This window comes from Ruegeria arenilitoris, assembly GCF_013035315.1.
GTDB classification, from domain to species: Bacteria; Pseudomonadota; Alphaproteobacteria; order Rhodobacterales; family Rhodobacteraceae; genus Ruegeria; species Ruegeria arenilitoris_D.
Map to the genome: position 1 here is coordinate 699167 of NZ_WQHP01000001.1, position 22049 is coordinate 721215.

Annotated in this window: 24 protein-coding genes; 12 read left to right on the forward strand and 12 right to left on the reverse strand. The window is 58.8% G+C overall.

Translation table 11 applies throughout. The annotated features are described in order from the left end of the window. The first annotated feature begins 9 nt into the window (after positions 1–9). A complete protein-coding gene (locus GOV53_RS03410) occupies positions 10–615 on the forward strand; it encodes an inner membrane-spanning protein YciB (RefSeq protein WP_170464295.1) in 606 nt (201 codons plus the stop codon). A 159-nt stretch (positions 616–774) separates the two neighbouring features. Next, positions 775–1443: a Crp/Fnr family transcriptional regulator gene (locus GOV53_RS03415; RefSeq protein ID WP_170421954.1), complete on the forward strand. Its 669-nt coding sequence runs from the start codon at positions 775–777 to the stop codon at positions 1441–1443. A 221-nt stretch (positions 1444–1664) separates the two neighbouring features. On the opposite strand, the gene GOV53_RS03420 is transcribed toward GOV53_RS03415, so the two are convergent. The 6 genes from GOV53_RS03420 to rpiA all read right to left on the reverse strand — a co-directional run bounded on the left by GOV53_RS03420 (position 1665) and on the right by rpiA (position 7999). Further along, positions 1665–3104, reverse strand: coding sequence for a Do family serine endopeptidase (locus tag GOV53_RS03420; RefSeq protein ID WP_174823347.1), 1440 nt, complete (start codon positions 3102–3104; stop codon positions 1665–1667). A 185-nt stretch (positions 3105–3289) separates the two neighbouring features. Further along, a complete protein-coding gene (locus GOV53_RS03425) occupies positions 3290–3484 on the reverse strand; it encodes a DUF2065 domain-containing protein (RefSeq protein ID WP_170464297.1) in 195 nt (64 codons plus the stop codon). Further along, complete coding sequence (hflC, locus tag GOV53_RS03430; RefSeq protein ID WP_170421963.1) at positions 3484–4362, reverse strand: protease modulator HflC; 879 nt, start codon at positions 4360–4362, stop codon at positions 3484–3486. Before hflC ends, GOV53_RS03425 begins: the two co-directional genes overlap by 1 nt. Next, positions 4362–5507, reverse strand: a complete 1146-nt coding sequence (gene hflK / locus GOV53_RS03435) for an FtsH protease activity modulator HflK (protein WP_170421965.1) — start codon at positions 5505–5507, stop codon at positions 4362–4364. The genes hflC and hflK overlap by 1 nt, the downstream gene beginning before the upstream one ends. Positions 5508–5579: 72 nt before the next feature. Next, the gene (gene gor, locus GOV53_RS03440; protein WP_170421969.1) at positions 5580–6938 is read right to left on the reverse strand and encodes a glutathione-disulfide reductase; all 1359 of its coding nucleotides are present in this window, start codon (positions 6936–6938) and stop codon (positions 5580–5582) included. 275 nt (positions 6939–7213) lie between these two features. After that, on the reverse strand, positions 7214–7999 hold the full coding sequence (gene rpiA, locus GOV53_RS03445) for a ribose-5-phosphate isomerase RpiA (protein WP_170464298.1): 786 nt from the start codon (positions 7997–7999) through the stop codon (positions 7214–7216). Between the two features lie 167 nt (positions 8000–8166). On the opposite strand from rpiA, the gene GOV53_RS03450 reads away from it, so the two are divergent. From GOV53_RS03450 to GOV53_RS03465, 4 genes are read left to right on the forward strand one after another with little or no spacing between them, the layout of a single operon-like run. Beyond that, a complete protein-coding gene (locus GOV53_RS03450) occupies positions 8167–8868 on the forward strand; it encodes a glutathione S-transferase family protein (RefSeq protein ID WP_170464526.1) in 702 nt (233 codons plus the stop codon). Between the two features lies 1 nt (position 8869). After that, positions 8870–10243, forward strand: a complete 1374-nt coding sequence (locus tag GOV53_RS03455; RefSeq protein ID WP_170464299.1) for an L-serine ammonia-lyase — start codon at positions 8870–8872, stop codon at positions 10241–10243. A gap of 24 nt (positions 10244–10267) precedes the next feature. After that, on the forward strand, positions 10268–10678 hold the full coding sequence (locus tag GOV53_RS03460; protein WP_170421978.1) for a GFA family protein: 411 nt from the start codon (positions 10268–10270) through the stop codon (positions 10676–10678). Positions 10679–10717: 39 nt separating this feature from the next. Continuing rightward, on the forward strand, positions 10718–11632 hold the full coding sequence (locus GOV53_RS03465) for a DMT family transporter (protein WP_170464300.1): 915 nt from the start codon (positions 10718–10720) through the stop codon (positions 11630–11632). Here the strand turns inward: GOV53_RS03465 and GOV53_RS03470 are convergent. After that, positions 11577–12305, reverse strand: a complete 729-nt coding sequence (locus GOV53_RS03470; RefSeq protein ID WP_367648745.1) for a thiamine diphosphokinase — start codon at positions 12303–12305, stop codon at positions 11577–11579. The two genes, GOV53_RS03465 and GOV53_RS03470, sit on opposite strands and share 56 nt — an antisense overlap. 101 nt (positions 12306–12406) lie before the next feature. Here GOV53_RS03470 and GOV53_RS03475 point away from each other — a divergent pair, with 101 nt between their 5' ends. Both GOV53_RS03475 and GOV53_RS03480 read left to right on the forward strand, forming a co-directional pair. After that, on the forward strand, positions 12407–14038 hold the full coding sequence (locus tag GOV53_RS03475) for a hypothetical protein (protein WP_170464302.1): 1632 nt from the start codon (positions 12407–12409) through the stop codon (positions 14036–14038). Between the two features lie 184 nt (positions 14039–14222). After that, positions 14223–14786, forward strand: coding sequence for a GNAT family N-acetyltransferase (locus GOV53_RS03480; RefSeq protein WP_170464303.1), 564 nt, complete (start codon positions 14223–14225; stop codon positions 14784–14786). Positions 14787–14792: 6 nt separating this feature from the next. Here the strand turns inward: GOV53_RS03480 and GOV53_RS03485 are convergent, their stop codons facing one another. From GOV53_RS03485 to nthA, 5 genes are all read right to left on the reverse strand, one after another. Next, positions 14793–15035, reverse strand: a complete 243-nt coding sequence (locus GOV53_RS03485; RefSeq protein ID WP_170421992.1) for a DUF2842 domain-containing protein — start codon at positions 15033–15035, stop codon at positions 14793–14795. Further along, entirely contained in the window at positions 15035–16330 is a 1296-nt protein-coding gene (locus tag GOV53_RS03490) for an adenylosuccinate synthase (RefSeq protein WP_170464304.1), read from the reverse strand. The genes GOV53_RS03485 and GOV53_RS03490 overlap by 1 nt, the downstream gene beginning before the upstream one ends. 211 nt (positions 16331–16541) lie before the next feature. Further along, entirely contained in the window at positions 16542–16877 is a 336-nt protein-coding gene (locus tag GOV53_RS03495; protein ID WP_170464305.1) for a nitrile hydratase accessory protein, read from the reverse strand. Further along, positions 16874–17551, reverse strand: coding sequence for a nitrile hydratase subunit beta (nthB, locus tag GOV53_RS03500; RefSeq protein WP_170464306.1), 678 nt, complete (start codon positions 17549–17551; stop codon positions 16874–16876). The genes GOV53_RS03495 and nthB overlap by 4 nt, the downstream gene beginning before the upstream one ends. Continuing rightward, positions 17548–18162: a nitrile hydratase subunit alpha gene (gene nthA / locus GOV53_RS03505; protein WP_170464307.1), complete on the reverse strand. Its 615-nt coding sequence runs from the start codon at positions 18160–18162 to the stop codon at positions 17548–17550. The genes nthB and nthA overlap by 4 nt, the downstream gene beginning before the upstream one ends. A gap of 150 nt (positions 18163–18312) precedes the next feature. Between nthA and secG the strand changes: the two genes are divergently transcribed. The 4 genes from secG (at position 18313) to GOV53_RS03525 (ending at position 22019) form a co-directional block, all read left to right on the forward strand. Then, the gene (secG, locus tag GOV53_RS03510; protein ID WP_170464308.1) at positions 18313–18678 is read left to right on the forward strand and encodes a preprotein translocase subunit SecG; all 366 of its coding nucleotides are present in this window, start codon (positions 18313–18315) and stop codon (positions 18676–18678) included. Between the two features lie 158 nt (positions 18679–18836). Beyond that, on the forward strand, positions 18837–20480 hold the full coding sequence (locus GOV53_RS03515; RefSeq protein WP_170422006.1) for a CTP synthase: 1644 nt from the start codon (positions 18837–18839) through the stop codon (positions 20478–20480). A gap of 122 nt (positions 20481–20602) precedes the next feature. Further along, the gene (locus tag GOV53_RS03520) at positions 20603–21085 is read left to right on the forward strand and encodes a bacterioferritin (protein WP_170464309.1); all 483 of its coding nucleotides are present in this window, start codon (positions 20603–20605) and stop codon (positions 21083–21085) included. Between the two features lie 157 nt (positions 21086–21242). Next, positions 21243–22019 (forward strand): isocitrate lyase/PEP mutase family protein, encoded by a 777-nt coding sequence (locus GOV53_RS03525; RefSeq protein WP_170464310.1) that lies wholly within the window; start codon positions 21243–21245, stop codon positions 22017–22019. Positions 22020–22049: the final 30 nt, after the last annotated feature.

A 22049-nucleotide genomic window follows, 5' to 3' on the forward strand; every position in this document is an offset into this window, starting at 1 on the left:
GTCGGAATCATGGCAGAGAAAAAAGACATCAACCCCTTTATCAAACAGGCGCTCGAGCTTGGCCCCCCGCTGGCCTTCTTTTTCATCTACCTGCGCCTGCGCGATGACAGCTTCCTGATCGGCGGCATTGAATATTCAGGGTTCATCATCGCCACGATCATCTTCGTACCCCTGATGCTGGCCGCGATGGGCATCCTTTGGTATCTGACCGGTAAGCTGAGCCGAATGCAGATTTTCACCGCATTCATGGTGATCTTCTTTGGTGGCCTGACCGCCTGGTTCAATGACGAGCGGTTCTTCAAGATGAAAACCACGCTTGTGTACGGCTTTTTCTCGGTGGTCCTGGGAATTGGCCTGTTACAGGGCAAATCCTATCTCGCCTATGTCCTCGAAGAGATGCTGCCCATGCGCCACGAAGGCTGGATGATCCTGACACGCCGTTTGTGCGGCTGCTTTGCGGTTCTGGCAATTGCCAATGAATTCGTATGGCGCACCATGTCCACGGATCTTTGGGTCAAGATCGAAACCTTCGCGTTCCCGATCGCACTAATGGCCTTTCTGATGATTCAGTTCAGCATGCTGCAACGCTATATGGACGACCCGGACCAAAACTAGGCGAAACCCGCCAAACGTACTCATCTCATACGATTGCTATGAAATTGGTCGTTATTTGGTGCCCGGATCAGGCAAGTTGATAAAAAACTTGGCATAATCGCCCGGCTATGGAACATTGAGTCACCACTCAACACCTGACGCCGGAGTACCGCCACTCTCATGACGGCTCTACCCAACAGCGGATTTCTGTCCGAGGCATCGGATCGTCTTAGGGCGATGCTGTCCGCCTTGGCGACCGAGATTTCGCTGGACCAGGGTCAGGTTCTGTTCGAACAAGGGGATGAGGGCGACGCGCTTTATGCAATCACCGAGGGCACGCTTGAGGTGTCGTTCCTTGCGATGAGCGGACGCAAGCTGTCGTTGACCCTGATGAAGCCGGGCGAAGTGTTTGGCGAGATCGCATTGTTCGACAGCGGCCCCCGCACAGCAACGATTGCGGCTGCCGAGCCATCGCGGGTTCTGCGTGTAAGGCGCAGCGATGTGATGGACCAGATTCGCCAGCATCCCGACCTCGCCGTCGACATGATCCGTCTGGCAGGCTTGCGCATGCGTTGGATGGGCTCGCAATTGAACGAGCAGGTGTTCTTGCCGATGCCCATACGTCTGGCGCGGAAACTGCTGCACCTCTCTGCCCTTCAGGACGATCCGGCGACGCGCATTACGCTGTCTCAGAGCGAACTGGCCGAGTTCGTCGGTGCCACGCGCGAGGCGGTCTCCAAGACCATTTCCACGTGGAAACGCGACAAGGTCGTCGAAGCCTCTCGGGGCGGATTGATGATCCAGGACTTCAACGCGCTGAAAGAGCTGGCCGAGTCAGATCTGATCTGACCTTGTGATCTCCTTCACATACGAGCCGCGCTGAAAAAGCTATCGTCCTAAGTGTTACCGTAAGAGGCCAGAGAATCATCCCCGATATCTGTCCACTGGTCTCTCCCTGTACCAGAGCCATGCGCCTCCCCGGCGTGTGGCTCACCTCCTTTTTGGGGGCAGAAAACAGAAAAAGGCCGGAGCACATGCCCCGGCCTTTTCCGTTGATTTGCTATGGTTTGTTACTCGCCCAGGCTCAGCGCCACAAAACGAGGATCGCCACCCCGACGCACAAGCAGCAGCAAGGACTTGCGTCCCGCCTCGCGGGCCTCTTCCATGCGCGCCTCAAGGTCGGCAATCGAGGTAACCTTCTGCTGACCTGCCTCGGTGATCAGATCACCCGCACGCAGCCCTTTCGAAAATGCCTCGGACGCTTCATCAACCTCGGTCACGAACAGACCCTCGGCGTCCTCTTCCAGACCAAGGTCTGTGCGCAGAGTGTCCGTCAGCGGAGAGATCGACAGACCCAGAATATCTGCGTTCTCTTCCGTTGGCGCTTCCGAGGTTTCCTCGCCCCCGTCATCGGTGCGCTCGGCATCCTCACGGCGTCCCAGCGTCACCAGTACAGTCTGAGTGCCACCGTCGCGATGCACAACGACACGGACGGATTTACCAACGGTAGTTTCGCCCACCTGACGGACGAGACCACGTGTATCTTCGACTTCGACACCATCAAAGCTGAGGATCACGTCCCCGGCCAGCAGACCGGCGTCCTTGGCCGGTCCGTCCGGCACGTCACTGATCAACGCACCACCCGGTTTGTCCAGACCCATCGCCTCGGCCATGTCCTCGGTGACGTCCTGGATGCGCACGCCCAGCCAGCCGCGGCGGGTTTCACCGAATTCACGCAGCTGGTCGACCACTTTGACCACAACGTTCGACGCCATCGAGAAGCCAATCCCGATCGAGCCGCCGTTTGGGGACAGGATCGCGGTGTTCACACCGATCACTTCGCCATCCATGTTGAACAGCGGCCCACCAGAGTTGCCTCGGTTAATCGCCGCGTCGGTCTGAATGTAGTCGTCATATGATCCGCTCAGCGCGCGGTTACGGGCGGATACAATCCCGGCCGAAACAGAGAACCCCTGCCCCAGTGGGTTGCCCATCGCGATCACCCAGTCACCAACACGCGCGATGTCGCTGTCGCCGAAGGTGACATATTGCAACGGGCCCGAGGCCTCGACCTTGAGCAACGCAATGTCCGTCTTGTCGTCAGTACCGATCACCTTTGCGGGCAGCTCTTTCACGGGCTGTCCGTCACCCGGGAAGAATTCGACCAGAATTTCATCAGCTTCGGCGATGACGTGGTTGTTGGTAACGATATAGCCGTCCTCAGAGATCACAAAGCCCGACCCCAGGGCGTTGCTGCGACGCGGACGGTTGCCGTCATCGCCGTTGTTGCGATCCTGAAATTCGCGAAAGAAGTCTTCGAACGGCGATCCTTCGGGGACAATGCCCTGCGGACCGGTCTGACCTTCGATTAAGGTAGAAGTGGTGATGTTGACCACCGCCGGGCTGATCTTTTCGGCCAGCGGTGCCAGGCTCTCGCCCCGTGCATGCGCCGCAACGGTTTGTGCCAGAACCAGCATCATCCCCGCGAACACCAGCCACATCAGCCGCATAAAACCAACCCCCTCGTCCTGCCGGACCGAAATACTGCGTGCTTGTGCCTGCACTTGGGAACTCCTTGTCAACAAGTCTTGTCTTACCACCTGCGGGTGGCCGTTCTCACGAACCAATGTAGTCGGTTTGTCCAAGCCCGCAACTCGGGATCGCGGGGAATTCACCGGCAATTGAGGTCACAATCCTAAAATCCGACCTGATATGCGCCCCAAAGCAGCACCAGACCGCTAACGACGCACAGCAATCCTGCCAACCGCCGCGCCTGTTCGGGGATGGATCGCAGCGCCTCGAGCATACGTTCAATAAGCGAAGGGGCCAGCGCGTAGGCCAGCCCCTCGACAATCAGTACCAGCCCGAAGGCCAGAAGGATCATACCCATTACTGGGCCGATTGCCCGGTGGGCGACTTCAGATAGTTGAAGAAATCAGAATCCGGGCTGAGCACCATCGAGCTGTTACCACCTTGCAGCGCGCGCTCGTAAGCCGAGAGTGAACGGTAGAACTCGAAGAACTCGGGGTCCTTGCCAAAAGCCTCGGCGAAGATCGCGTTACGCTCGGCGTCGGCTTCACCGCGGATGATCTCAGCCTCGCGGTTGGCGTCCGACACCAACTCGACCACAGTACGGTCGGCCTGCGCGCGGACACGCTGCGCGGCTTCGTTACCACGGGCGCGTTCGTCGGTCGCTTCACGTTCCCGCTCGGCTTTCATCCGGTCAAATGTCGCCTCAAGGTTTGCTTGCGGGAGGTCAGTTGCCTTCAGACGCACGTCGATCACGTTCACGCCCAGCGCTTGTGCTTCGGCAATCGCGCTGTTCCGGATACGCAGCATCAAAGCCGCACGGTCCGAGCTGAGGATATCGCGGGACGAAACCGAACCCAGAACCTCACGCGTTTCAGCGCGCAGGATACGGTCAAGACGATCCTCGGCAACGGGGATACCGCCGACACCAACAGCCTGACGGAACTGATTCAGATCGGAGATCCGGTAGCGTGCAAAGGCGTCGACAACCAGACGACGGTCATCCAAAGGCGTAACCTCCAGCGGCTGCACGTCAATGGACAGGATACGGTCGTCGTAGCGCACGACTTCCTGAATCAAAGGAATCTTGAACGCCAGACCTGGCTCTTCCTTGACCGCGACGACACGACCAAACTGCAGCACCAGCGCGCGTTCACGCTCGTCCACGATAAAGATCGAAGACAGGCCAACAACACCAAGGATCACGACCAGAATGAGAATAATCGGTGATTTACGCATCAGTTGCTCTCCTCGGCCTGATTGCGGCGCAATTCGTTCAGCGGCAGATACGGCACGACGCCTTGCCCCGAACCGGTCGAGTTTTCGTCCAGAATGATCTTGTCGACATCACCCAGAACCTGTTCCATCCGTTCCAGATAGAGGCGTTTGCGGGTCACGTCAGGCGCTTTGGAGTATTCTTCCAGAACCGCGCTAAAACGGCTGGCCTCACCTTGAGCGCCATTGATCTGCTGGGCGCGATAGGCTTCGGCTTCTTCCAGAACCTGAGCCGCTTCACCGCGGGCTTCCGCCAACACACGGTTGGCATAGGCGTCAGCAACGTTCTGCAAACGGTCACGTTCCTGAGCGGCAGCCTGAACATCGCGGAACGCCGCAATCACGTCCTGCGGCGGGTCGGCCTTGTCAAAGTTCACGCGGACAATGTTCACACCTGAGTCGTAGCTGTCCATTGTCGCCTGAATAAGTTCCTGAAGACGGTCCGCGATGATGCCACGATCCCGGTTCAGAATTGGTGCAAGCTCGCTTTGCGCAATGATTTCGCGCATCGCTGATTCCGACACTGCTCGGATCGTCTGGCGCGGATCGCGCAGGTTAAACAGGTACTTGGCCGGGTCGTTGATGTTCCAAACAACTTGATAGTCGATATCGACGACGTTTTCATCGCCGGTCAGCATCAGTCCATCGTCGCTGCCACGCGCGCCGCCCATGTCTTCGTTCTGTTCGCGGGTTACCGGGATAACCTCAGCGGTCACGAAAGGCCACGGCGCAAAGTTCAGACCCGGATTTCCGACGGCCGAGAACTCACCCAAAAACAGCTCAACCGACTGTTCTTCGGGCTTGACCGTGTAGAAGCTGGCCGCGCCCCACAGTACCGCCGCTACGACGACACCAATCAGGACCGTACCTTTGGTGAACAGAGGGCCACCGCCACCTTGACCGCCGCCGCTGCCACCACGGCCCGAGCCGCCACGACCGCCCATCAGGACGCGCAGTTGCTCTTGACCTTTCTTCATCAGCTCATCGATCTCGGGGATCTGCGGGCCATCGCCTTCGGGCGGGCGTTGCCCGTTACCGTTATTGCCCCTGTTTCCTCCGCCACCGGATGAGCCTCCGCCCCCCCAGGGGCCACCGCTGTTGCCCGCCATATGTATCTATTCCCTTGTGTTGGACCGTGTGATCACGGGTTCCCTTGTAACTTGTGTGCGCCTGCTTGCAAATCAAGCAGTGCGCACAGGTTGCCGCATTGTCACCAGTTCTTCGGCCATAACCGGGTGAACAGCAACCGTGCGGTCAAAATCTTCCTTGGTTGCGCCCATCTTTACAGCAATACCGGCCAGCTGGATCATCTCTCCAGCACCCGGCGCGACGATGTGACAGCCCAGCACCTTGCGGGTGGCCTGGCTGACGATCAGTTTCATCAGGACGCGCTGCGTTCCTCCGGCAAAGGCCTTTTGCATAGGCTTGAACGAGGTTGCATAGACCTCGATCGGTTCCTGCGCCGCTGCCTCTTCTTCGCTGAGGCCCACCGTGCCGAATTCGGGCTGGGTGAAAATGGCGGTCGGGATCAATTCGTGATCCACGGGTGTCGGGTTGCCTTTGAATACGGTTTCGACAAAGGCCATGCCTTCGCGGATCGCGACAGGTGTCAGGTTCACACGGTCGGTCACGTCGCCGATGGCATAGATCGAAGGAACGGCTGTCTGGCTGTATTCATCGACAACGATCTCGCCTTTGCGACCACGTTCCACGCCCAGCGCCTCAAGGCCCAGATTGTCCGCATTGGGCACCCGGCCCGTTGCAAACATGACCACGTCGAACTGATCCTCGGTGCCATCGGTGGCTTTAACGCGGATCTTGTCGCCCTCTTTTGTCATCTCAAGCACGTTCGTACCCAAACGAACATCAATGCCATTTTGGCGCATTTCTTCGCAGATCAGACCGCGCGCCTCTTCGTCGAAACCACGGAGAATCTGCGCTCCGCGGTAGAATTGAGTGGTCTTCACACCCATGCCGTTCATGATCCCGGCAAACTCGCTGGCGATGTAACCGCCGCCGACGATCAGAATGCTTTCCGGCAGTTGGTCCAGATGGAAAATCTCATTGGAAGTGATCGCCAGCTCAGACCCCGGGAATTGGGGCACGACCGGACGACCCCCGGTGGCCACGAGGATGTGCTTGGCCGTCTTGCGCGTCCCGTCGGCCAGTTCGACCGTATGGGGATCGACCACGGTAGCGCGTTGGTCAAAGCTTTCGACACCGTTGTTCTTCAGGATATTGCGGTAGATGCCTTCCAGCCGGTCCAGTTCGGTCACCAGCTTGCCATGGAAGGTCTTCCAGTTCAGCGCGCCGGGCTGAATGTCCCAGCCGTAGGCTTGCGCATCGCCGACCATTCCTGAGAACTCACTGGCAAAAACCATCAGCTTTTTAGGCACACAGCCCCGGATAACGCAGGTTCCGCCATAGCGATCCTCTTCCGCCAGTGCCACCTTGGCGCCGTTCTCGCCAGCGGCTACACGCGCGGCACGAACCCCGCCCGAGCCTCCACCGATAACGAACAGATCATAGTCAAAGCTCATTTGTCCTGCCTTTTCCAAACTTCCGCACTCGCCATACCGGCGTTGCTAGGGGTGTACCCGATCTCGCGCCGCTGTCCAGAGTGATCACAAAGTCCTAAACATCTTGGATCTCGCGAACTCGCACCGGAAATAGCAGCAGCGCCGAATTCAAACGCCCAGATATGGTAGGTTCCAGCAAATTCAACGGCAGCCGGGCGGTCTTTGACCTACCTTATCGGTTCGGAAACAAAGCAGATGGAAATCGCCGGTGGTTCCAACTTCGGCGTCAGCGCCGCTCAATCCGCCAAGTCCGAAAACAGGTTTTCGCCACCTTCGACCAATTGGTCCAGTTCGATTGTTCCGTCGTTAATGTCCCGCAGTTCGACCCGACCGTCGCCGTGGCCGATCACAACTTTGTCACAGATGTCGATGAACAATCCGTTTTCGACAACACCCGGCACTTGGTTCAGTACCAGCGCGAGTTGTCTTGGATTCCCGATACGCTGAAGATTCAGGTCCAGAATATGGTTTCCCTCATCCGTCACGAACGGTGCCTCACCGTTCATGCGCAGCGCAGCAGAGTTACCCAAAACGTCCATCGTATCCAGCGCCTCCTGGATCAGCGTGCGCGTTGTTTGCCAGCCAAAAGGGATCACCTCGACCGGCAGAGGGAAAGCGCCCAGCGTTTCCACCTCTTTCCCGGCGTCGGCTATGACGATCATCTGGTCACTGGCGGTGGCAACGATCTTTTCCTGCAGATGCGCACCGCCGCCGCCTTTGATCAGGTTCAGCTCGCCGTCAAACTCATCCGCGCCGTCAATGGTCAAGTCCAGCCATCCGGCCTGATCCAGCGAAACGACCTCGATCCCCAGTTCCCGGGCCAGCTGCGCAGTACGGGTCGAGGTCGGCACCGCCTTAATCCGCAACCCTTCCTGCTTGACCCGCTCGCCCAATCGACGGACCATCCAAGCGGCGGTCGACCCGGTGCCAAGCCCCACGCGCATCCCGTTTTCGACCATATCCGCGGCCCGGCACGCAGCGGCGAACTTCGCCTTGTCGATAGGCGACATATCTCCGGTCATTGCAGCATTCCCCCTTGGTATTACGGAATTTATACGGAATGTCCGGACAGACTGCGAGCGCCAATTCGCCAACCCCGACGGCAGGCCTGTCGCAAAACTACGCGTTTCCTATTGGAAACGTCGCAATCGAAGCTTACGAAACTGCCGCTGGTGTATACATACGGCGCATGAACGCGCCCTATACACTCCACTATGCCCCCGACAACGCCTCGCTGGTGATCAGACTGGCGTTGGAAGAGATGGGCCTGCCGTATGAAACGCGCCTGGTGGACCGTCGCCGGAACGAACAGGACGGTGAAGCTTATCGGGCGCTGAACCCCAACGGTTTGATCCCGGTTCTGGAAACGCCGAATGGGCCGATCTTTGAGACCGCGGCGATCCTGTTGTGGCTGGCCGACACACACGGGCAACTTGCCCCAGCCCCAGACAGCCCGGACCGGGCGGCATTTCTGAAATGGCTGTTCTTTGCGTCGAACACCCTTCACGCGGACATGCGCATCCTGTTCTATGCCGAAAAATACATCGATAAGGCGCAGGGTGACACGTTGCGGCAAGGCATCCGCCCGCGCCTGTGTCAGCACCTTAAGAATCTGGATGATCTGGCGGCGACTGCGCCTGAATGGCTGAGCGGCGATCGCCCCTCGGTCCTAAGCTACTACCTGGCATGTCAGATGCGATGGATGGCCCTTTACCCCGCCCGGGCTGATCGCAGTTGGTTCAAGTTGGCGGACACGCCCCATCTGCAATCAATTCTGACGCACCTCGAAAACCGTCCCGCAACTCGTGCTGCCATGACAGCCGAGGGTTTGGGGACCACTCCCTTCACCAGCCCGACTTACGCTAACCCCTCAGAAGGCTCTGCTACCTGATATGTTTCTGTCTGTCTTCGATATGTTCAAAGTGGGCATCGGCCCGTCTTCGTCACACACAATGGGGCCGATGGTGGCCGCTGCGCGATTCCTGGACCTGATGCGTGTCTCGCCATTCGAATTTGCAGGACTGCGTGCTTCCCTGCACGGCTCATTGGCGTTTACCGGTGTGGGCCATGCGACCGACCGCGCCACGATCCTTGGGCTGGCCGGTTTCGTGCCGGACACCTATGACAATGACAAGGCCGAGGCTGCGCTGGCCGCCATTGCTGAAACGCATTCGGTCTCGCCTGAGGGTCTGCCGACACTGCATTTCGATCCCAAGGCCGATATGATCTTTGACTACGATCACAATCTGCCCGGCCACGCCAACGGGATGATCCTGATGGCCACCGACGCGCAAGGCGACGTGATCCTGCGGCAGGTCTACTATTCCGTCGGCGGCGGCTTTGTGTTGACAGAAGAAGAACTGGCCGAGGGCAAAGCCACCAATGACGGACCGCCGGTGCCCTTCCCCTTCCATTCGGCCGCAGAGATGCTGGAGATGTCAAAGGCCAGCGGTAAAAGCGTCGCCCAGATGAAGCGCGAGAACGAGATCGCGCGCGGCTGTGCTGACAGTTTCGCCAAGGGCTCCGCCCGCCTTTGGGAAGTCATGAACAACTGCATCGAACGCGGACTGAAAACGGACGGAATACTTCCGGGCGGTCTGAACGTCCGCCGCCGTGCCAAGGGTATCTATGACGCATTGCTGGCCGAGCGCGGCATGAACCTGAACGCGCCGCACACCATCAACGATTGGATGAGCGTTTACGCCATGGCCGTGAATGAGGAAAACGCGGCGGGCGGTCAGGTTGTCACCGCACCAACCAATGGGGCTGCAGGCACGCTGCCAGCGGTTCTGCGCTATTACCTCGACCACGTGCCGGGCGCATCGGAAAGCCATATCGAGGATTTCCTGCTGACCGCTGCCGCCATCGGTGGACTGGTCAAGTACAACGCCTCGATCTCGGGGGCTGAAGCGGGCTGCCAAGCTGAGGTCGGAAGCGCCTCTGCCATGGCGGCGGCTGGACTGTGCGCGGTGATGGGCGGCACGCCCGAGCAGGTGGAAAATGCCGCCGAGATCGCGCTTGAACATCACCTGGGCATGACCTGCGATCCGGTCAAAGGGTTGGTGCAGGTACCTTGTATCGAACGTAACGGGTTGGCGGCAATCAAGGCGGTCTCGGCAGCGTCGCTGGCGCTGCGCGGTGACGGGCAGCATTTTGTGCCTCTTGACGCCGTTATCGAGACCATGCGCCAGACCGGCCACGATATGCACGAGAAGTATAAAGAAACTTCGCTGGGCGGATTGGCTGTGAACGTGCCAAACTGCTGACAGACAGCAAAACGGAGGACAGCGATGCAAGGACACTGCCTGTGCGGTACCATCAGGTACGAAGTTGATCCTCCGGTCCTGTCCTGCGTGAGCTGTCACTGCGACAGTTGCCGCAGGCAATGCGCCGCGCCGATGACCACCTATTTCGGTGTGCGCGACGGACAATGGCGCTGGACTGGCGAAGCCCCAAAGGTCTTCAACTCTTCCCCCGGTGTCGAACGCAGCTTTTGCCCACATTGCGGCACTCCGATTTCGTTCCGGTCGCAATCCATGTCTGATGTACTGCACCTGTATGTCGCCACACTGGACGATCCCAACCAGTTGCAGCCCACACTGCACGTCGCACACGAAGAGAGGCTGGATTGGCTGAAACTGGACGATGACCTGCCCGTGTGCATCGGACCAGATTACACAAAGGTACAACCGCTGCCTTAGGTGCTTTCAACCGGGCGTCAAAAGCCCTAGCGTCGCAGTATGACTCAGGATCGTCCCGTCTTTGGCATCATCTTGATGCTTGGTTTCTGTGTGCTTGCTCCGCTGGGCGACTCCATCGCCAAGCTGCTGGGCGAGACGATGCCGGTGGGCGTTCTGGTTTTCATCCGCTTTGCCGTTCAGGCGCTGATCCTAATCCCACTGGTGACCCTGACCGGGCGGCCGTGGCGCATGCGCGGGCGTATCCTGCGGCTGGCATTCATCCGAACCGTCCTCCACATCATTGGCATTGCTGCAATGTTCAGCGCACTGCAATTCCTGCCACTGGCCGACGCAGTCGCGATCGCCTTTGTGATGCCCTTCATCATGCTGTTGCTTGGCCGGTACGTACTGGGCGAAGAGGTCGGACTGCGCCGCCTGACAGCCTGCCTTGTTGGTTTCATCGGAACCCTGCTGGTCATCCAACCGAGCTTTGTTCAAGTCGGCGCAGCGGCGCTATTGCCACTGGTTGTGGCCGTGGTCTTTTCTCTGTTCATGCTGGTGACCCGGCAAATCGCCAAGGAGACCGACCCGATCGCACTGCAGGCAGTGTCCGGAGTTATGGCCACCGTCCTGCTGTTACCTGTTTTGGCACTGGGAACTCTGGGTGAGGTCTGGGCGCTGTCCTTCATTGTCCCGCCAAGCGAAAGCCACCTGTTGCTGATCGGGATCGGCGTTCTGGGGACCGTCGCGCACCTTTTCATGACATGGTCCCTGCGCTATGCGCCGTCGGCCACATTGGCGCCTATGCAATATCTTGAAATCCCGGTGGCGACCTTGTTCGGCTGGCTGATATTTCACGACCTGCCAAACGGCGTCGCCGCAGCGGGCATCGCCATCACCGTCGCAGCGGGACTTTACGTCATTCTACGCGAGCGGGCCAGCGCCCGGTCTGCTCCGACAGAAACGCCTGCATGACCTGATCCAGCGCATAACGGGGCACCATCACCAGCAGACCCGGCCCGTCCACCGAAAGCTCCAGATCCGCAAGCGCGCGGTTTGACGTACCCACCTGCGCGCCCGGTTCCAGAACAAGGTCATCGATGGGCCATTCCAACCCCTTGCTGGTGCCCGTGACGTGCTGAAAGGGAAACAATGAAACCACATCGCCAGCAGTCAGGCTGAACGATATCCGGGGGGGCGCATGAAAGACGACCTCCGTTTCTCCGATCAGAATACAGGGGCGATCCTGCCGCTGAACCAAAGCGTTAAGCACAGCAAGCTGATGGTCCAGCCGTCCCCCCAAAAATCCGGCACCCAAAACCAAGGGTGCATCGATACTGCGCAGCGCTTTGTCAAAATCCGTACTGTTTTGTTCTCGTATGGGATACAAACGATCTTCAGGGATCATGTCTTTGTACCGGCTGTGCAACGAATCAAAATCGCCGATCACCGCGTCCGGGATACGACCTGATTCCAGCAAGGGCGCAGCGCCACCGTCGGCCGCCACAACCGTTTTGGCGCGAATCAACATCAGATTCAGGTCGTCCGGGCCAATTTGCCCCCCTCCGACCAACGCAATTGGCTCAAATGACCGTACAATTGGGCGGTTTTTTCGAAGATTGATCATTTTTCCCGGATTTGGACACATTGAGACCACAAAATGATAGGTTCATGCAGAGAGTTCCGAGCCAATGGGTGTGCCTGCACATTTCTGGTTGGCTCTCGTAGTTTGTAGAGGACGTGCGTCTGATGGTACAGAACAACAAGGTATTGACCGTTTCTTATGGAACCTTCTCCTGCACTTTGGAAGGGTTTGACGATTCATTCGAAACGATGAAAGCAATCGCAGAATACTTCCGCGATCTTGCTGCCGATGATCGGTACTTCGGTTCTGAACCACCACAACCTGACGCTGAGATGTTGGCGCGGATCGCCAAACGCGACGCTTCCAGACATGTAGAGGCCAGCCAGAACGAATCCGGCCTGCTGCTGCGCGCAACCCAGCAAGCCGAAGCACCGGCACCTGCTGCCGTCGCCGCATCGACACCGTCCGCAGCTGAACCTGCGCAATCGCCGCTGAATACCACGCCTCCTGCCCAAAGCTCTGAAGCGTTCTTCGCTGATGCCGAACCGGTCGACGAGACCCCCGCCCCGGCGGCAGACAGCATCGCGGCCAAGCTGCAGCGCATTCGCGCCGTTGTTTCTCATTCCGAAGAGAACTCGGTTGTGTATGCCGAGGATGAAGACACCAGCCTGATGAACCAGTCAGCTGGCCCTATGGATGCGGTAGCGGCTGCGTTCGAAGCAGGTTCGTTGAACGAGACGGATCTGGCCGAGAAGGTCGAACCGGAAACCGCAGAAGAAGCCGCGCCTGTTGAAACCGACGCAGAAAAGGTCGAGGAGACCCCTGCAGAGTTCACCGAGGATAGCTCGGAAGAAACCGCCGTCGCAGAGACAGACGCAGAGGAAGCTGAAGAACAGGCCCAGCCCCTCTCGCTGGATCAAGAGTACGAAGACGAGGAAGAAGCGCCTGCGCCATCGGCCCTGTTTACTGATCTTGAGGACACTGCCGAAGCGGACGAACCGGTCAATATCCTGGGTGAAGAGGCCGAAGAAGATCAGGCCGATGAAGCCAAAGAAGGCTATCTGACCGCAGCAGACGAAGCGAACGTGCTGAGCGAGATCTCGAAAGTCGAAGCCATTATGTCGGGCGACGCGCCGGATGAGACTGCGCTGGATCAGGACATGTCGCGCCTGATGGACAAGGCGGACAGCCAGATGGACGATCCGGCAACCAGCACGCAGCGCGAGACCTATTCGCATTTGCGCACAGCCGTTGCGGCAACCGAAGCGGAACGCGCGAGTCAGTCCAAGGACGAAGAATCCGAAGAAAGCGGTTACCGCGGCGACCTGACTTCGGTCGTTAGCCCACGCCGCCCCGAGATTCAGGTCACCAGCATGCGCCCGCAGTCGGACACTTCGGCACCGCTCAAGCTGGTCGCGGAACAGCGTATCGACACGCTGGATCAGGAAGCCGGACCGGTTACCCCTCGCCGCGTGACCGCGCAATCTGAGGACGAGAACAACGAAGAAGGCGGCTTTGCCCTGTTCGCGCAAGAGCAAGGCGCGCAGTCGCTGCCCGACTTGCTGGAAGCCGCCGCAGCCTACCTCTCGTTCATCGAAGGCCAGGAGCAGTTCTCGCGTCCGCAGTTGATGAACAAGATCCGCTCGCTCAAGCAGGATGAATTCAACCGCGAAGAAAGCCTGCGGTCGTTCGGTCAGTTGCTGCGCGACGGAAAAATCGAAAAAGCAGGTGGTGGACGTTTCGCGGCATCGAACCAGATCGGGTTCCGCCCCGATGACGAGCGCGCCGCAGGATAAACGCACACGTCACTCTAAGTTAAAGGGGCCGAAGGTAGTCTTCGGCCCCTTTTTTGTGCGTAGCGCACGAATAACAGACGCGACATTAGATCGGTTCAAACCGCAGCTATGCTGCAGCGCAGAAAGATGCTAGGATCACAAGGGGACGATCTTGCCCGTCACTTGTTCAAACAGAGGCTGCGCCATGTATGAACTACCGATCCGACGTCTACGAATTTACGACAAAGCCAAGGTTGTCAGTCATTTCAACAGCCTGGACAGCGACACTCTCAGATCGCGGTTCAGTGCCCCGGTCAGTGCAGAATTCATCGAGCGCTATCTGGCCGAACTGTTTGATACCGCCGCCCTGGTCTTTGGTGCCTTTCCGGATTCCCAGCTACGCGGCGTTGCAGAGCTGCACATCGTCCCGGAAAGCCAGAACTATGTGGCGGAAGCTGCTTTTACAGTTGAACCAGCCTGGCAGGACTTGGGTGTAGGGGATGCTCTGTTGTCCCGGATCATCACCGCCGCCCGCAACCGTGGCATTCGCGAGGTACACATGCTGTGTCTCGCGACGAACCAAAAAATGCGCCGTCTGGCGATGAAACACAAAGCGGATTTGAACCTGATCACCGGACAGGTCGAGGCCACCTTGGCCGCGCCTTGGCCAACTCCGTTCAGCCTGGCCGAGGAGATATCTGGCGAGTATCACGCGATCGCGCGCGCGATACTCAGTTGGCCCCTCGATCAGGAACGAGACGCCGGATAAACTGGGTCAGTCCTGCGACTGGTCCGGGTCGGCTTGCCCAACGCCCTTGAACACGAACTTAAAGGGCAAGGCCCAAACGATACCGAGGCCGATATAGACCAGCAGCTCAAGCCAGATTGGCGGCCGGTCCAACCAGTTTACAACCGTCACAACCGCCACGATGTAAAGCGGCAGCCCAACCAGCAACAGCACCAGAGACCAGCGGCGGCGCGCCTTGTAGCTCAGGCCCTTTTTTTGCTCTTCAGCCATCAGTCAGCAAACGGGTCGGTCACCAGAATGGTGTCGTCCCGCTCCGGGCTGGTGGACAGAAGGGCGACAGGGCATTCGATCAGCTCTTCCACCCGGCGCACATATTTGATCGCATTGGCAGGCAGATCCGCCCAGCTGCGCGCGCCCTCGGTGGATTCGCTCCAACCCGGCATTTCTTCGTAGATCGGCGCGCAACGTGCCTGCTGATCCGCAGCTGTGGGCAGATAGTCCAGACGTTCGCCATCCAGTTCGTAACCTACGCAAATCTTCAGGGTCTCGAACCCGTCCAGTACGTCCAACTTGGTCAAGGAAATACCGTTCACACCGCTGGTCGCGCAGGTCTGGCGCACCAGGCAGGCGTCAAACCAACCACAGCGGCGCTTGCGGCCCGTGGTCGTACCGAACTCATGACCGCGCTCACCCAGACGCTGACCGTCGTCATCGTCAAGTTCAGTCGGGAACGGCCCCTCACCCACGCGGGTTGTGTAAGCCTTCACAATGCCCAGAACGAAGTCGATCGACCCCGGACCGATACCAACCCCAGTGGCCGCTTGGCCCGCGATCACGTTCGATGACGTCACAAAGGGATAGGTGCCAAAGTCGATGTCCAGCAGCGCACCCTGAGCACCCTCGAAAAGGATGCGCTTACCGGCCTTGCGCTTTTCGTTCAGGACCTTCCATACAGGGGCGGCAAACGGCAGGATTTCCCCGGCGATTTCTTTCAGCTGAGCGATCAGCGCATCCCGGTCGACCGGCTCGATCCCCAGGCCCTTACGCAGCGGGTCGTGGTGCTGCAGCGCCCGATCGACGCGCGCCTCCAGCGTCGCTTCGTCCGCCAGATCGGCAACGCGGACCGAACGGCGACCAACCTTGTCTTCATAAGCCGGGCCGATGCCACGACCAGTGGTTCCGATCTTGGTGCCTTTGCTTGCGGCTTCTTCACGCGCACGGTCAAGCTCGCCATGAATCGGCAGGATCAGGGGTGTGTTTTCCGCAATCATCAGCGTCTCAGGCGAGATATCGACGCCCTGCGCCCGGATCGTTGCGATCTCTTTGATCAGGTGCCAAGGGTCCAGAACTACACCGTTGCCAATAACGCTCAGCTTGCCGCCGCGCACCACGCCCGAAGGCAACGCGTGCAGCTTGTAGACCTCGCCATCGATGACCAGTGTATGGCCGGCGTTATGTCCGCCCTGAAAACGTGCAATCACGTCTGCCCGCTCGCTGAGCCAGTCGACGATCTTGCCTTTTCCTTCGTCACCCCATTGGGCGCCGACAACAACCACGTTGGCCATATCCGGTCCTTTTGCGCTGAGTTATCAAACTCGGCTCATATAGCGGCGCGCAAGCTGTAGGGAAACCGGTAATTCGACGCATGCAGCAATCGTGCTCTGCACGATGCCTCCGGCGGAGGTATTTTTAGCCAGATGAAGCCTCGGATCCCTTGTTCATTTGGCTGAAAATACCTCGGGGGAGTCGCCCGAAGGGCGGCGGGGGCAGAGCCCCCTACTCGCCTGCCAACCGCACCGGCTGCCCGTGGGGCGTGGTCAGGTAAGCCTCTTCCCACTTGTCGCGCAATTGGCTCACGTCACCAAGGGCTGCGGATCCCTGCTCGACCAAAAGCGCCTCGAGCGTTTCGAGCCATGCGCCAAAGTAGTCATCGCCGCCATTCAATTCACGGTGCAGTCCGTTGCGTTTCAGAGTGGCGGAGAAGCGCGCGGCCCAATCTGACCAGGCAAATCGCCCAGCTTCGTTCAAAGCGACTGTCACAGCAAATACCTGAGCGTGCCAGGGCTCGGCAAAGACTGGTTCCGGGGCATCGTACGATAGGCATTCGCTCATAGCGGCTCCAGGTAACTTTGCCAGAGGTCCAGAACCACCTCATCTTCCGGATGCTCCGGGTTCGCCCAAAGCTGGGACGCGGGAAAGACTACGGCATAAAGCGGTTCCGGGGCTTCGCCCAGTTGATGTGCGCTTGAATCGGGCAGCACGTGTGTACCATGCACCATGAGGATGCGCCCTTTGGCCCCTGCAGCGTAGATTGGCAACCGTGTATGCCCGCCATCAACAAGGCGGTTTGCAGCGGGGCGGGCGGTCACCACCTCTTGCCCGATCTCAAATTTGACAGGGACGTTCGACGGGCGATCCGCTGGCCCGCCATTGGCCAAAACGCCTGCAACAGCCTCGGCCTTCAGCGCTCGGTTTGCCAATGGGTGCGCTTCGTCACTCGTTTGGCCGCGCAAGTCCTCTTCGGAGAGCACCCCGGTTTCGACCAACAGGTCGGCCAAAGCCGAAATCCATTTCTCATAATAGGAAAACCGAGAATAATCCTTTGGAGACAGGCGCTCGCGTGCATGGCGGGATATGTCAATGTTCCACTGACCAAGCGATCCAGCGGCCAGAGTCACCGCCAGTGCCCGACCGTGCCACTCTTCGGCGAAAACCGGGGCGTCGTCGGGGTCAGGGTGCACGGGCCCATCACCGAACCGCCCCCCCATGTCGTGTACGCGGGTCATGATGGCACCTTTGGCAGTCCGGTGCCAATCATGCTGTCCCGGGTCACCAACGCTGCCAGTTCATCTTCCGACAGACCATCTGTTCCGTCCGGACGCATAGGCAGAACGAGGTACCGAATCTCGGCCGTCGAATCCCACACGCGAACAGAGCTCGTTGCAGGCAAACTGACCCCAAACTCGGCCAGAACCTTGCGCGGTTCCCGAACGGCTCGGGCGCGATAGGCGTCGGACTTGTACCAACCGGGCGGGATGCCCAGCAGGGGCCACGGGTAACAGCTGCACAGTGTGCAGACGACCATGTTGTGTTGCTCGGGTGTATTCTCGACAACAACCATATGCTCGCCCTGCCGACCGTAATAACACAGATCGGCTACAACCGATGTCGCGTCTTTGAGCAGCGCAGATTTGAAATCAGGGTCGCGCCAGGCCTTGGCAACGACCCGCGCGCCGTTCTGCGGACCGATCTTGTTCTGATAGGTATCAATGATCTCATCCAAAGCAGCCGGATCGATCAGCCCTTTGCGGGTCAGAATCGTTTCCAGGGCTTTGACGCGCAAGGCGGGTTCAGGCGGCAAAAGGGCGTGCGGGTGGTCGTGATCGTCATGTGGCATGGCCGCAGCCTGCGCGAGGCGCGGCCTTTCTGTCCAGTCCCTTTGACGTGATCTGACGCATCACCAATCTTGATGCCAACTCCTCCCTTGCCCCCGGAACCAAACTTGCATAAGTACCACGCGATACACGTCACGCCGCACAGGAAGACCATGGAAAACGTCGTTCTCATCATCCACCTCCTCTTGGCCCTTGGCCTGATTGCCGTTGTTCTGATGCAGCGGTCCGAAGGCGGTGGCCTTGGCATGGGCGGCGGTGGCGGCGGTGCCATGACCGGACGCGCTGCAGCGACCGCTTTGGGCAAGGTAACGTGGATTCTGGCCGCTTGTTTTATCGTGACCTCGATCACGCTGACCATTCTGGCCGCTCAGAAATCTTCGGGCAGCTCCGTGATTGACCGTTTGGGCGTTCCGGCCCCGGCTCCGACCGAAGAAAGCACACCGGCGGTTCCGTCGGCTGATGATCTGTTGCCTCCGGCACAGGGCGACAACGCGCCGCTGATCCCGCAGGCCAACTGATCCACAAAACCTAGAAACCTGAAAGAGGACTGCAACAGCATCTTGCGGTTCTCTTGCGCTATTGGCGCGAATCCTTTATACGTGAAGTCCCGTGATGCAGCGGTTTTTCGGAACCGTCGGGCAGCTGATTTTGACGTCTCACGGGAGCAGCCGAAAACATGGCGCGTTTTATTTTCATCACTGGTGGTGTGGTTTCATCCTTGGGCAAAGGACTGGCTTCGGCGGCGTTGGGCGCGCTGTTGCAGGCTCGGGGATATTCGGTGCGTCTGCGTAAGCTGGACCCCTATCTGAACGTCGATCCGGGTACGATGTCGCCGTTTGAACATGGCGAAGTGTTCGTGACCGATGACGGGGCTGAAACTGATCTGGACCTCGGCCATTATGAGCGCTTCACCGGAGTGGCTGCACGCAAGACCGACTCGGTCAGCTCGGGCCGGATTTATTCCAACGTGCTCGAGAAGGAACGCCGTGGGGATTACCTCGGCAAGACCATTCAGGTGATCCCGCACGTCACCAACGAAATTAAAGACTTCATCTCCATCGGCGAGGATGAGGTTGATTTCATGCTGTGTGAGATCGGCGGCACCGTAGGCGATATCGAAGGCCTGCCCTTCTTTGAGGCTATTCGCCAATTCAGCCAGGACAAGCCACGCGGTCAGTGTATTTTCATGCACCTGACGCTGCTGCCCTACATTAAGGCCTCGGGCGAACTGAAAACCAAGCCGACCCAGCACTCTGTGAAGGAACTTCGTTCGATTGGTTTGGCCCCCGACATTCTGGTCTGTCGGTCCGAAGGTCCGATCCCGGCTAAAGAACGTGAAAAACTGGCACTATTCTGCAACGTGCGCCCCGACAGCGTGATCGCGGCTCAGGACCTGTCTACAATCTACGACGCCCCTCTGGCCTATCACCGCGAAGGTCTGGATCAGGCGGTTCTGGATGCGTTCCAGATCAGCCCTGCCCCCAAACCCGATCTGGCCAAGTGGGAAGATGTCAGCGACCGGATTCACAACGCCGAAGGCGAAGTCAAAGTCGCCATTGTCGGCAAATACACCCAGTTGGAAGACGCCTATAAGTCGATTGCCGAGGCCCTGACCCATGGCGGCATGGCCAACCGGGTCAAGGTCAAAGTCGAATGGGTTGATGCCGAAGTATTCGACACCGAAGACGCGGCCCCGCATCTGGAAGGGTTCCATGCGATCCTCGTTCCCGGCGGCTTTGGCGAACGTGGCACCGAAGGCAAGATCAAGGCCGCGCAATATGCGCGCGAGCATAAGGTGCCATATCTGGGTATTTGTCTCGGCATGCAGATGGCCGTGATCGAAGCGGCTCGAAATGCGGCTGGAATCAAAGAGGCCGGGTCTGAAGAATTCGATCACGAAGCCGGTAAAAAACGCTTCGAGCCCGTTGTTTATCACCTGAAGGAATGGGTACAGGGCAACCACAAGGTCGAACGTAAAGTCGGCGACGACAAAGGCGGCACCATGCGTTTGGGTGCCTATGATGCGGTGCTGGCCGAAGGGTCGAAAGTGGCCGAAGTCTATGGCGGCACCAATATCGAAGAACGTCACCGTCACCGCTATGAGGTGGATATCAAATACCGCGAGCAGCTTGAAAAAGCCGGTCTCAACTTCTCGGGCATGTCGCCCGATGGCCGCTTGCCGGAAATCGTTGAATGGTCGGATCATCCGTGGTTCATCGGCGTTCAGTATCACCCGGAACTGAAATCCAAACCGTTTGATCCGCACCCCCTGTTCCGCGACTTTGTGCGCGCGGCGAAAGACACCTCGCGCCTCGTCTGAGGTTGTCTGTGTCGGACTGTCACCCCGCATTGTGTTGCGGGGTGTAACCTCCTAACTATTTGAACAGGCAGGCCACCTGCCATGCAGATTGAATGCAGTTCAAAGATTCAGGAGTTTTTCCGATGAGCAACGCGACAACGATCACGAACCTTCAACAAGCGCTTCATATGGAAATGACTGCGGCGCATCAGTACCAGTTGCACGCGCATGTGCTGAACGACTGGGGTTTGGATATTCTGGCCGAAAAGATGCGCGGCGAGATGCAGGAAGAGCTGGGCCATTCGGATGCCTTTATCGAACGCATCCTGTTTCTCAGCGGCACGCCCGAGCTTGAGCTACAGAAAAGTCCCAAAGCTGCGGACAATCTGGAAGAGATGTTTTCCACCGACCTGAAAGACGAGATGGAAGCAATCGACTTCTATACCAAAGCTGCGGCACAAGCGGCCGAGGTCGGTGATGTTGGCTCCCGCACTCTTTTCGAGCGCATCTTGCTTGAGGAAGAAGGCCACAAGGCGTGGTTGGAGACCGAGCTGTCGCTGCTCAAGCGGTTGGGCGAGTCAGCATTCAGTGCCCGGTATGTTTCTGGCACGGCCAACGAGGGCTGAGTATTCAGCCAACATGGAAAAGTCGCTATAGCAGGGCCAGCAACCGCTGGCCCTTTTCCGTTCGTCACCTCAAAGTGACGTTGCTAGGTCAAAAAACGCTACGCGGGTTTGCCCCGTGGTGGTTAATGTTGGGCAGATCACGACAGGAGCCTCACAAATGACCGATCAAATCCAGCGCGTGGAAACCTTTGCCAGCCTTCACAAGAAAGGCGATCCGGTCATCCTTTACAATATATGGGACGCAGGCAGCGCCGGGGCCGTGCGGGACGCAGGCGCCAAGGCCTTGGCAACCGGCAGTGCCCCTGTTGCAATGGCGCAGGGCTTTGCAGACGGTCAGAACATCCCGATGGAGGTCGCCCTGGACAATGCCGGCAGGATCGTTGGTGCCGTTGACCTGCCCGTTTCGCTGGATTTCGAAGGGGGCTATGCCGAAAGCCCCATGGGCATAATCGCCAACGCCCAAGCCGCGCTGCAGACCGGCGTGGTCGGCTTTAACTTCGAAGATCAGATTGTTGGCAGCAAAGATTTGTATGACATCGAGACGCAGGCCGCTCGCGTTGCTGCCCTGCGCGAAGGGTGCGATGTGGCAGGCATCCCGGCGTTCATCAATGCGCGCACTGACATTTTCCTGAAGGCTGCTCCCGAAACGCATGATACGGCGATGCTGGATGATGCCATGGCCCGCGCCGAAGCCTACGCAGATGCAGGTGCCAGCGGGTTCTTTGCGCCGGGGCTAAAGGATGAAGGCATGATCGCAAAGCTATGCGATTCGACCGATTTGCCCGTGAATATCATCGCCCTGCCCGGAACACCGGATACCGCAACCCTTGCGTCATTGGGCGTAGCCCGGATCAGCTACGGGCCTGTTCCCTATCGCCATATGCTGGCATGGCTGCAAGAACAGGCCAAACTGGCCCTGCAACAGGGCTCGTGATCTGCGCGGTTAACGGCAAGGAAGCGACCA

Excerpts from the sequence above, each read along its gene's own strand:
- GOV53_RS03470 (WP_367648745.1), bottom strand. The coding sequence starts at position 12,305 with ATGTGTCCAAATCCGGGAAAAATGATCAATCTTCGAAAAAACCGCCCA.
- GOV53_RS03450 (WP_170464526.1), top strand. The coding sequence starts at position 8,167 with ATGAACGCGCCCTATACACTCCACTATGCCCCCGACAACGCCTCGCTG.
- GOV53_RS03495 (WP_170464305.1), bottom strand. The coding sequence starts at position 16,877 with ATGAGCGAATGCCTATCGTACGATGCCCCGGAACCAGTCTTTGCCGAG.
- secG (WP_170464308.1), top strand. The coding sequence starts at position 18,313 with ATGGAAAACGTCGTTCTCATCATCCACCTCCTCTTGGCCCTTGGCCTG.
- GOV53_RS03425 (WP_170464297.1), bottom strand. The coding sequence starts at position 3,484 with ATGGGTATGATCCTTCTGGCCTTCGGGCTGGTACTGATTGTCGAGGGG.
- GOV53_RS03480 (WP_170464303.1), top strand. The coding sequence starts at position 14,223 with ATGTATGAACTACCGATCCGACGTCTACGAATTTACGACAAAGCCAAG.
- GOV53_RS03475 (WP_170464302.1), top strand. The coding sequence starts at position 12,407 with ATGGTACAGAACAACAAGGTATTGACCGTTTCTTATGGAACCTTCTCC.
- GOV53_RS03490 (WP_170464304.1), bottom strand. The coding sequence starts at position 16,330 with ATGGCCAACGTGGTTGTTGTCGGCGCCCAATGGGGTGACGAAGGAAAA.
- GOV53_RS03485 (WP_170421992.1), bottom strand. The coding sequence starts at position 15,035 with ATGGCTGAAGAGCAAAAAAAGGGCCTGAGCTACAAGGCGCGCCGCCGC.
- GOV53_RS03465 (WP_170464300.1), top strand. The coding sequence starts at position 10,718 with ATGACTCAGGATCGTCCCGTCTTTGGCATCATCTTGATGCTTGGTTTC.
- hflC (WP_170421963.1), bottom strand. The coding sequence starts at position 4,362 with ATGCGTAAATCACCGATTATTCTCATTCTGGTCGTGATCCTTGGTGTT.
- GOV53_RS03415 (WP_170421954.1), top strand. The coding sequence starts at position 775 with ATGACGGCTCTACCCAACAGCGGATTTCTGTCCGAGGCATCGGATCGT.
- nthB (WP_170464306.1), bottom strand. The coding sequence starts at position 17,551 with ATGACCCGCGTACACGACATGGGGGGGCGGTTCGGTGATGGGCCCGTG.
- hflK (WP_170421965.1), bottom strand. The coding sequence starts at position 5,507 with ATGGCGGGCAACAGCGGTGGCCCCTGGGGGGGCGGAGGCTCATCCGGT.
- GOV53_RS03525 (WP_170464310.1), top strand. The coding sequence starts at position 21,243 with ATGACCGATCAAATCCAGCGCGTGGAAACCTTTGCCAGCCTTCACAAG.
- gor (WP_170421969.1), bottom strand. The coding sequence starts at position 6,938 with ATGAGCTTTGACTATGATCTGTTCGTTATCGGTGGAGGCTCGGGCGGG.
- GOV53_RS03515 (WP_170422006.1), top strand. The coding sequence starts at position 18,837 with ATGGCGCGTTTTATTTTCATCACTGGTGGTGTGGTTTCATCCTTGGGC.
- rpiA (WP_170464298.1), bottom strand. The coding sequence starts at position 7,999 with ATGACCGGAGATATGTCGCCTATCGACAAGGCGAAGTTCGCCGCTGCG.
- GOV53_RS03410 (WP_170464295.1), top strand. The coding sequence starts at position 10 with ATGGCAGAGAAAAAAGACATCAACCCCTTTATCAAACAGGCGCTCGAG.
- GOV53_RS03460 (WP_170421978.1), top strand. The coding sequence starts at position 10,268 with ATGCAAGGACACTGCCTGTGCGGTACCATCAGGTACGAAGTTGATCCT.
- GOV53_RS03520 (WP_170464309.1), top strand. The coding sequence starts at position 20,603 with ATGAGCAACGCGACAACGATCACGAACCTTCAACAAGCGCTTCATATG.
- GOV53_RS03420 (WP_174823347.1), bottom strand. The coding sequence starts at position 3,104 with ATGCGGCTGATGTGGCTGGTGTTCGCGGGGATGATGCTGGTTCTGGCA.
- nthA (WP_170464307.1), bottom strand. The coding sequence starts at position 18,162 with ATGCCACATGACGATCACGACCACCCGCACGCCCTTTTGCCGCCTGAA.
- GOV53_RS03455 (WP_170464299.1), top strand. The coding sequence starts at position 8,870 with ATGTTTCTGTCTGTCTTCGATATGTTCAAAGTGGGCATCGGCCCGTCT.